The sequence below is a fragment of the Acinetobacter sp. GWC1_38_13 genome, assembly GCF_001767535.1.
Taxonomy (GTDB): domain Bacteria; phylum Pseudomonadota; class Gammaproteobacteria; order Pseudomonadales; family Moraxellaceae; genus Acinetobacter; species Acinetobacter junii.
The window spans coordinates 1-7,852 of record NZ_MELG01000095.1; the positions used below are offsets into that span (position 1 = coordinate 1).

The window sequence follows — 7,852 nt, forward strand, 5'->3', positions numbered from 1 at the left end:
GTACTATGATAAGATTAACCCGTTAGGTCAGGTGGCCTAACTTAAATAAAAAAGTCTCCGACAAACCCGGTACGGTTCAACTCGACTGCCTGTAGCAATGATAATAGGTGCAAGCTGCCAAGATTGATCAGTAATTTCTTGAGTAAGACTCAGAATAAATGGGATCGCATTAGTTTCTATAGCTCGAGCTGATAGCCCATCACCAACAACGATACACAGATCATAATTCAATTGGTTTTTATTGTACTGCTGTTGTAGATATTGCTGTGAGCTGTTGGAAAGTTGTCGACCTAGATCTGGTCTTTTCAAATAGATTTCTTTGTCATGTGCATTACTTTGTACATGAACTGCTTCCAAATTGTGTTTATTCAATTGCTCAGTTAAGTGAGTTACATCTAGTGCTTGATAGACAGCATCCCGAGCTTGAGCATGAGCAAGTTGGAATTCTAAGAAAGCTTTGGTCGGAATACTACAACCAACACGACCTAAGGCAATGCGAGCATCGGTAAATTGTTTTAGCTTTTCCCACTGATCTTGGTGTGTAGGAGAGGGAAATTGATGATCAACTTGAAGTTTCATAATTATGCTCCTAGTTCATCAATAATCGTGAGAATTGATCGGGCATATGATCAGACCAACAGATTTGTGCATTTTGTTGCTTGAAAATCCCTTGTTGTTCTAACCACGCTGCAAACTCTGGTGCTGGTTTTAAGCCCAGCAGTTGTCTTAGATACAGTGCGTCATGAAAAGATGTTGTTTGATAGTTGAGCATGACGTCATCTGAACCAGGAATCCCCATAATAAAATTAAGACCTGCTGTACCGAATAGAGTGAGTAAGACATCCATATCATTTTGATCTGCATCGGCATGATTGGTATAGCAAATATCACAACCCATCGGTAAACCTAGAAGTTTTCCACAAAAGTGATCTTCTAAACCAGCACGAATGATTTGTTTCCCATTAAATAGATATTCTGGACCTATAAAACCCACTACGGTATTGACCAATAGAGGTTTGAATTTACGTGCGATGGCATAGGCACGAGTTTCTAAAGTTTGTTGATCAACTCCATGATGAGCATTACTGGACAAAGCACTACCTTGTCCAGTTTCAAAATACATAACATTGTTACCCAATGTGCCACGCTTCAATGCCAGCGTTGCTTCGTATCCTTCTTGTAGTAAATCAAGTGATATTCCAAAACCCTCATTTGCTTTTTGTGTTCCTGCAATTGATTGAAACATTAGATCAATTGGTACATTTTTCTCAGCAAGTTGGATGCCTGAGCTAATATGTGTAAGTACACAGGATTGAGTCGGGATTTTATATTCTTGAATGATGTGATCTAAAAGTTTTAAAAGTTCAGCAAGATTGTGCAAGTTGTCGGTAGCAGGATTAATTCCAATTACTGCATCACCGTTACCATACATCAATCCATCCAAAATACTTGCAGATATTCCTAACAGATCATCAGTGGGATGATTAGGTTGCAAACGTGTTGATAGATGTCCTTTCAGACCAATTGTATTTCTAAATTGAGTAATCACCTCACATTTACTTGCAACATAAATAAGATCTTGATTGCGAATGATCTTGCTCACCGCTGCAACCATTTCAGAGGTCAAACCTGAAGATAATTTTCTTAATGTTTCTGTTGTGGCTTGTTCACTTAAGAGCCAGTTGCGAAAATCACCTACGGTGTAATGAGAAATAGGCGAAAATGCTTCCAGATTGTGTTTATCAATAATCAAACGGGTGATTTCATCTGCTTCGTAATCAACTACAGCCTCATTTAGAAATACTTTTAAAGGCAACTCGGCTAGAGCCATTTGTGCCGCAACACGTTCAGTAGCATCTTCTGCAGCAATGCCTGCCAATTCATCTCCTGAACGTTGTGGTGTCGCTTTAGCCATCAATGTCTTGAGATCATGAAAATGATTTTGATGATTATTGATCATCATTCGGTAGCTCATATTTTTATCCTTCTTCTTTGAGTCTTTGTTCGGCTGATTTTATATTTGCAAATTCTTCTTCTGGTGTGCCTTTAATAAGATGATAACGGCTATAAAGTAAAAAGTATGCGATAAAAACGGCATAAATTGTTGCTGCAATAAACCAAACCTCTGGATTTACGACAAAGCCAGCAATGACTGCAGCAATTGCTAAAATGAGTGCTACAGAAGAGGTGAGAAAGCCACCCGGTGTTTTGTATGGGCCAGGCATATCAGGTTTTGAAAATCGCAATTTGATATGTGAAAGTAGAATCAGTACATAAGAAATGGTTGCACCAAATACAGCGATTAAAATCAGTGCATCACCTTGTTTGGTCAATGACAGGAAAAAACCGATGATACCTGGGATAATAATTGCCAAATAAGGCGCTTTGTTTTTATTGGTCAATGATAAGGATGTAGGAAGATAACCAGCGCGTGATAATGCAAAAAATTGGCGAGAATAAGCATAAATAATGGAAAAGAAGCTTGCAATCAGTCCAGCTAAACCAACGAAATTAACAAAAGTTGCTAACCAAGAATCCTTACCATACACAGTAATGAGTGCATCAACTAAAGGGGCTCCAGAATTTTTTAATGTATCTGCACCTGCGGCACCAACACCTAAGATCAAAATCAGTAATGCGAAAGTCGTCAGGATCAACATTGCACCAATTAGTCCACGAGGGAGAGATTTCTGAGGTTCTTTTGCTTCTTCAGCTGCTAGAGGGACACCTTCAACGGCGAGAAAAAACCAGATGGCAAAAGGTACTGCTGCCCATATGCCTATATAGCCATTCGGTAAGAAGGCGTTTGCACCTGCTGCTGAAGTGGTAGATATATTAAAAAGATTAGAAAATTGGAAATGTGGCAGCATTGCTGCAATAAAAACAATCAATGCTAGAACTGCAATCGAAGTGATTGCAAAAATAATACTTAGCGCTTCACCAGCACCCTTTAAATGAATCCCCATAAAAATGAGATAACAGGCTAGATAAATCATCCACCCATTGATACCAAATAATGATTCACAATAAGCGCCAATAAACACAGCAATTGCAGCAGGAGCGATTGCATATTCAATCAATATCGCTGTGCCTGTCAGGTATCCGCCGAAAGGTCAAAATGCTAAACGTGCAAAACTATATCCGCCACCTGCAGTTGGCATCATAGTCGACATTTCTGACATTGATAGGCATAAGCACAAATACATAATCGCAACTATAATGGTGGCAATAAACATTCCGCCCCAACCACCTTGAGCTAGTCCAAAATTCCAAGCAGCGAAATCCCCTGAAATAACATAAGCTACACCGAGCCCAATCAATAACACCCAACCAACAGATCCTTGTTTAAGTTGGCGTTGTGAAAAGTATTCATCTGAGTTAATAGACGTATCATTTGCAGTAAATGAGGGAGATTTTGAGTGATTCATAAAACACTCCAAGAAGATTTATTCATCTTATGAACAGCAAAACTGATGCCTAAAATGTCGTTAGATGGGTTAGAAGAGTGTTTTTTATTCCATTTGGTAAAATATTTGGGGTTTTTATAAATTTATGGCTATTTTTTATACACTGAATTTGTTTGTTTTTAGCGCTGATGGCTTGGCTTTTTTTAGAAAATGCTAAAATTTGGTGCATTTTTAAATTTAAGCTGACCAAATCAGAACTAGTTCATAACTGCTCTGATTCAATCAGCCAAATATAAATATGATTATTGAATTTTTTGTTCTAACCATTGGAACAATTGTTGGTAAACGTTTTCACGAACAGATGGCGCCGACAGAACAAGATCATGTAAACCATTATGAATTGCTAAAGTTTGTACATCACCTTTCATTTTCTTAGCATTGTGAATCATATCTTTCACATCAAGAATCACATCGCTTTGCTGCGCATCTATACCCCATTTTTTAGGATATTTAGATTGATGGGAATGCATGATCAGCGTTGGAATTTTCAAACTTACACCACGATGAATTTCTTTTTGCGCTTCATGAATCGCGTGAACGAAACACAAATGTACAAATGGCATAGATTTAGGTTTCCAATCTAAATTGAAATCCCACTCTCCATAAAAGTCTTTATGCAAACTTGGGGTATACCAAGGGTTTAGTCCACTTGGAAATTTGGCATTGGGTAAATGTTTACCTGCTTCACTTAATAGAGGAATACCGACTTTTTTCTCAATCACACTTTTATAAAAGTCATAAAATGGGCTATTTGCCCATAATGCTTTAATTAAACGATGATCAGGATAATGCGCAGCATATAAGGTTGAGATGAGTCCACCCGTTGAATGTCCTGCCAATAGAACTTGATTATGATTTTCTTTAGCTATGATCTCGAGTGCTTTACTGATTTCAGCATCATATTCTCTTAAATCAAGTACATAATACAATTTCTGATGCGGAAGCTTTGAACGACCATATTTTCTTAGGTCGAGCGCATAAAAGTCATAACCATGTTGATTAAATTTTTCAGCCATTTCAGTTTGAAAAAAATAATCAGCAAAACCATGAATATACAAAACAGCTTTTTTTGTTGGGTTGTGGGCTTTTTTTCGAATTAATGTTGCCACGACTTTGCCATCGTAATCATCAGCAAAATTTAAAGTCAGTTGCTGATAATCCTCACCTAATATATCTGTTTGATATGTATGAAGGTTTGAAGTATTCATTGTTATAGATCGAGTCAAAATTCATTAGCAAACACATTAAATGAAAACCATAAGTTGTCAATCCAAATCTGCGACATTGGCAGTTCTCTAAACAGCTAGATTTTTATTTTTATTAAAAAATCGTTAAGCTATGTGCTGTTGTTTTTGACTGACGAAATTATGAAACAAGAAACTGCACTGAATATACTCAAAGCTGGGGAAAATGTTTTCCTAACAGGTTCAGCTGGTGCAGGTAAAACCTATACGCTCAATCAATACATCATGTACCTCAAGGCGCGTAAAGTTCCAGTAGCGATCACTGCATCCACTGGAATTGCCGCGACGCATATGAATGGTATGACTATTCATACTTGGGCAGGGATTGGAATTAAAGATAGCTTGAGTGATGATGATCTTAAGCGTATGAAAGAGCGTAAGTATTTAAAAGAACATTTAGAAAATGCTCAGGTTCTTATCATAGATGAAATTTCAATGCTGCACGCTAAGCAGCTAAATCTTGTTAATCAAGTCTTAAAATATTTTAAAGAAAGCGATGAGGCTTTTGGTGGCATACAAGTGATTGTTGCGGGAGATTTTTTCCAGTTACCACCCGTAGGTCGAAACGGTGAAGCCAACCGTGATAAATTTTGCTTTATGTCTGATGCATGGGTTGAAGCTAAATTTCGAGTTTGCTATTTAACCGAACAACATCGTCAAGACGATGAAATTCTTAACCAAATTTTAAACGCTATTCGTGCTCAAAGTATTGAAAATCACCATATCTCAGCTTTGCAGCAGTCTAAACATCACGATATAGGTGAGACGTTTACACGTCTTTACACACACAATATGGATGTTGATAACATCAATTATCAGCATTTGAATGAAATTGATAACGAGAGTCATCAATTCAATGCGGTTGTTGATGGGAATGAAAAACTGATTGAAACCTTGAAATCATCTGTTCGCGCCCCTGAAGAACTTACCTTAAAAAAGCATGCCAAAGTTATGTTTGTAAAAAACAATTTTGATATGGGATATATCAATGGAAGCTTGGGAGAGGTGATTGGCTTCGAGGAAGATGATACACAAGGGATCTTGCCAAAAGTAAAATTGACGGATGGAACAACATTATTGGTTGAGCCAGAAACATGGTCAATTGAAAATGAAGCAGGCAAAGTGATTGCAAGTTTTCAACAAATTCCATTACGTCTAGCATGGGCGATTACGATTCATAAAAGCCAAGGAATGACTTTAGAAGCTGCCGAAATCAATCTTACCCATACTTTTGAAAAAGGTCAGGGGTATGTGGCTCTTTCGCGTTTAAAATCACTAACAGGTCTAAAACTTCTTGGATTTAATGAGCAAGCTTTAGAGTTGGATAGTTTAGCAATAAAAGCAGATCGCCGTTTTCAAGAGCTTTCGAGTGAGGCGGAAATCAGCTTTGAACAAATGGATTTGACAACTCAACATAATGCCTTTATTCGACACTGTGGGGGGACTTTGAACCCGACTGAAATTAGTCGAAATGAGAAAAAATTAAGCAAAGGAGCTAAGCAAAATTATGCGGCTGCTACTTTGGATGAAACGAAGGCATTGTTTGAGGGTGGTTATGAAATTGAAGATATTGCTCACGAGAGAGGTTTGACTCCAGCTACCATCATCAATCATTTATCGCGCCTTCACAAAGAGCAAGGTTTGGATATTTCAGTTGCACATCCTGGTGATGAAGTTGTTGAGGAAGTTCGAAAAATCTATAAACGATTGAGCAAGCGTAAAAATCCAGAACATTTTACGGATGATGGCTCTATTAAATTACGCCCGATTGTTGAAGCAACTAGTCCGAGAATGGCTTATGATCAGGTGCGTTTGGCATTGTTATTTATAGAATAGGACGATCATATGCCTCATATCATAGTGAACTATTCAGCAAACTTGATTGATTTAGATGAAGTTCAATTATTAGAGCGAATTAATTCAACATTACTTGACTCGAAGCAATTTGTCGAACAGGACATTAAGTCACGAATTTTCAAAGATCAGAGTTTTTTAATTGGAATAAATCTGCCTTTAGAAGCATATATTCATCTCAAGTTATATCTGTTAAGTGGGCGAACTGCAGAACAGAAAAAGCAACTTGGTGAAGCACTTTTACAGGCACTTAAAATAAAAAAATATTTACAATCTGAATCAGATTTTAAAACACAAATTTGTGTTTAAGTTGTTGATATACCTAAAGAAAATTATTTTAAGTCTACCGTATGATTGAAATTACGAGATTAATTTTGAGAATTCAACAGATTAGTTAATTTGTTGCAATAAATTAACATTAAAAATATAGACAGATTAGTCTATCGTTTATAGAATGCGCGAAATTTAAGTCAATATTAAATAACAAGAGATGTTGAATAATATATTTCGCGCATTAGATCAATTAGGCATCACTTCACAAAAACGTGCCCTCCATATTCAATTTTCCAATCCTATATTAAATGCCAAAGTCTTTTTACAACGCATAGATGGGCAACATGAAATCAATCAAGGCATCCGTGCGGAACTGATTTGCTTATCCACTGATGCTACGATTTCATTAAAACAATTCATTGGTAGCCAAGTCGCGGTTGATCAAGTCACTGACTCAGGACAATTGTTTCGCACTACAGGTCTTATTACTCAGGCCTTTCAGGGCCAATCCGACGGCAGTTTAAGCCTCTATAAACTTACACTTGAAGATCCTACTGCACTGTGGAAAAAACGTCGCAATAGCCGTGTGTTTATCAATAAAACTGTGGTTGATGTTATAGAGATTGTATTTAAAGAATGGCAACAAAAAAGCCCACTCTTCGCTGCGAGCCTAAGCCTTGATTTAAATGGACTACAACAATACGATGGTGTCCGTCCATTTATCATGCAACACAACGAAACGGACTATGAGTTCTTAACTCGATTATTACGTAGTGAAGGCATCAACTGGCTTATTGATGAAGCACTGCTGATCGTGCCAAACAGCAGTGCAGCCATCCAACCCCAAAAACTCCGTCTGATTGATGACAACAGTCAATACCGAACTTTAGCGCGTCGACAGATTCGATACCGTCGCAGTAACGCCACAGAACAATATGACAGTATGACTAGTTTGATAGGACAACGCTCACTGCAACCCAATAGTGTGTATATCCAACGCTGGCAAGCTGATGT

General features: G+C 37.6%; 5 protein-coding genes and 2 pseudogenes. 3 read left to right on the forward strand and 4 right to left on the reverse strand.

Going from position 1 to position 7,852, the window contains the following annotated elements; all coding sequences use genetic code 11:
* Nucleotides 1-78 precede the first annotated feature (78 nt).
* The 4 genes and pseudogenes from A2003_RS10085 to A2003_RS10100 all read right to left on the reverse strand — a co-directional run.
* Nucleotides 79-579, reverse strand: a pseudogene (locus A2003_RS10085) (ethanolamine ammonia-lyase light chain EutC); the annotation flags it as partial.
* Nucleotides 580-589: 10 nt separating this feature from the next.
* Nucleotides 590-1,975 carry an ethanolamine ammonia-lyase subunit EutB gene (locus A2003_RS10090; RefSeq protein ID WP_286687288.1) on the reverse strand — a complete coding sequence of 462 codons (1,386 nt, stop codon included), beginning with the start codon at nucleotides 1,973-1,975 and terminating at the stop codon, nucleotides 590-592.
* Between the two features lie 4 nt (nucleotides 1,976-1,979).
* Nucleotides 1,980-3,428 (reverse strand): annotated as a pseudogene (eat, locus tag A2003_RS10095) (ethanolamine permease).
* 281 nt (nucleotides 3,429-3,709) lie between these two features.
* Nucleotides 3,710-4,675: an alpha/beta hydrolase gene (locus A2003_RS10100; protein ID WP_286687289.1), complete on the reverse strand. Its 966-nt coding sequence runs from the start codon at nucleotides 4,673-4,675 to the stop codon at nucleotides 3,710-3,712.
* A gap of 159 nt (nucleotides 4,676-4,834) precedes the next feature.
* Between A2003_RS10100 and A2003_RS10105 the strand changes: the two genes are divergently transcribed.
* The 3 genes from A2003_RS10105 to A2003_RS10115 form a co-directional block, all read left to right on the forward strand.
* The gene (locus A2003_RS10105; RefSeq protein WP_286687290.1) at nucleotides 4,835-6,547 is read left to right on the forward strand and encodes a DEAD/DEAH box helicase; all 1,713 of its coding nucleotides are present in this window, start codon (nucleotides 4,835-4,837) and stop codon (nucleotides 6,545-6,547) included.
* 9 nt (nucleotides 6,548-6,556) lie between these two features.
* Entirely contained in the window at nucleotides 6,557-6,874 is a 318-nt protein-coding gene (locus tag A2003_RS10110; protein ID WP_004962827.1) for a 5-carboxymethyl-2-hydroxymuconate Delta-isomerase, read from the forward strand.
* A gap of 181 nt (nucleotides 6,875-7,055) precedes the next feature.
* The coding region (locus A2003_RS10115) for a phage late control D family protein (RefSeq protein WP_286687292.1) at nucleotides 7,056-7,852 on the forward strand (797 nt) is incomplete at its 3' end.

Excerpts from the sequence above, each read along its gene's own strand:
- A2003_RS10100 (WP_286687289.1), bottom strand. The coding sequence starts at position 4,675 with ATGAATACTTCAAACCTTCATACATATCAAACAGATATATTAGGTGAG.
- A2003_RS10105 (WP_286687290.1), top strand. The coding sequence starts at position 4,835 with ATGAAACAAGAAACTGCACTGAATATACTCAAAGCTGGGGAAAATGTT.
- A2003_RS10090 (WP_286687288.1), bottom strand. The coding sequence starts at position 1,975 with ATGAGCTACCGAATGATGATCAATAATCATCAAAATCATTTTCATGAT.
- A2003_RS10110 (WP_004962827.1), top strand. The coding sequence starts at position 6,557 with ATGCCTCATATCATAGTGAACTATTCAGCAAACTTGATTGATTTAGAT.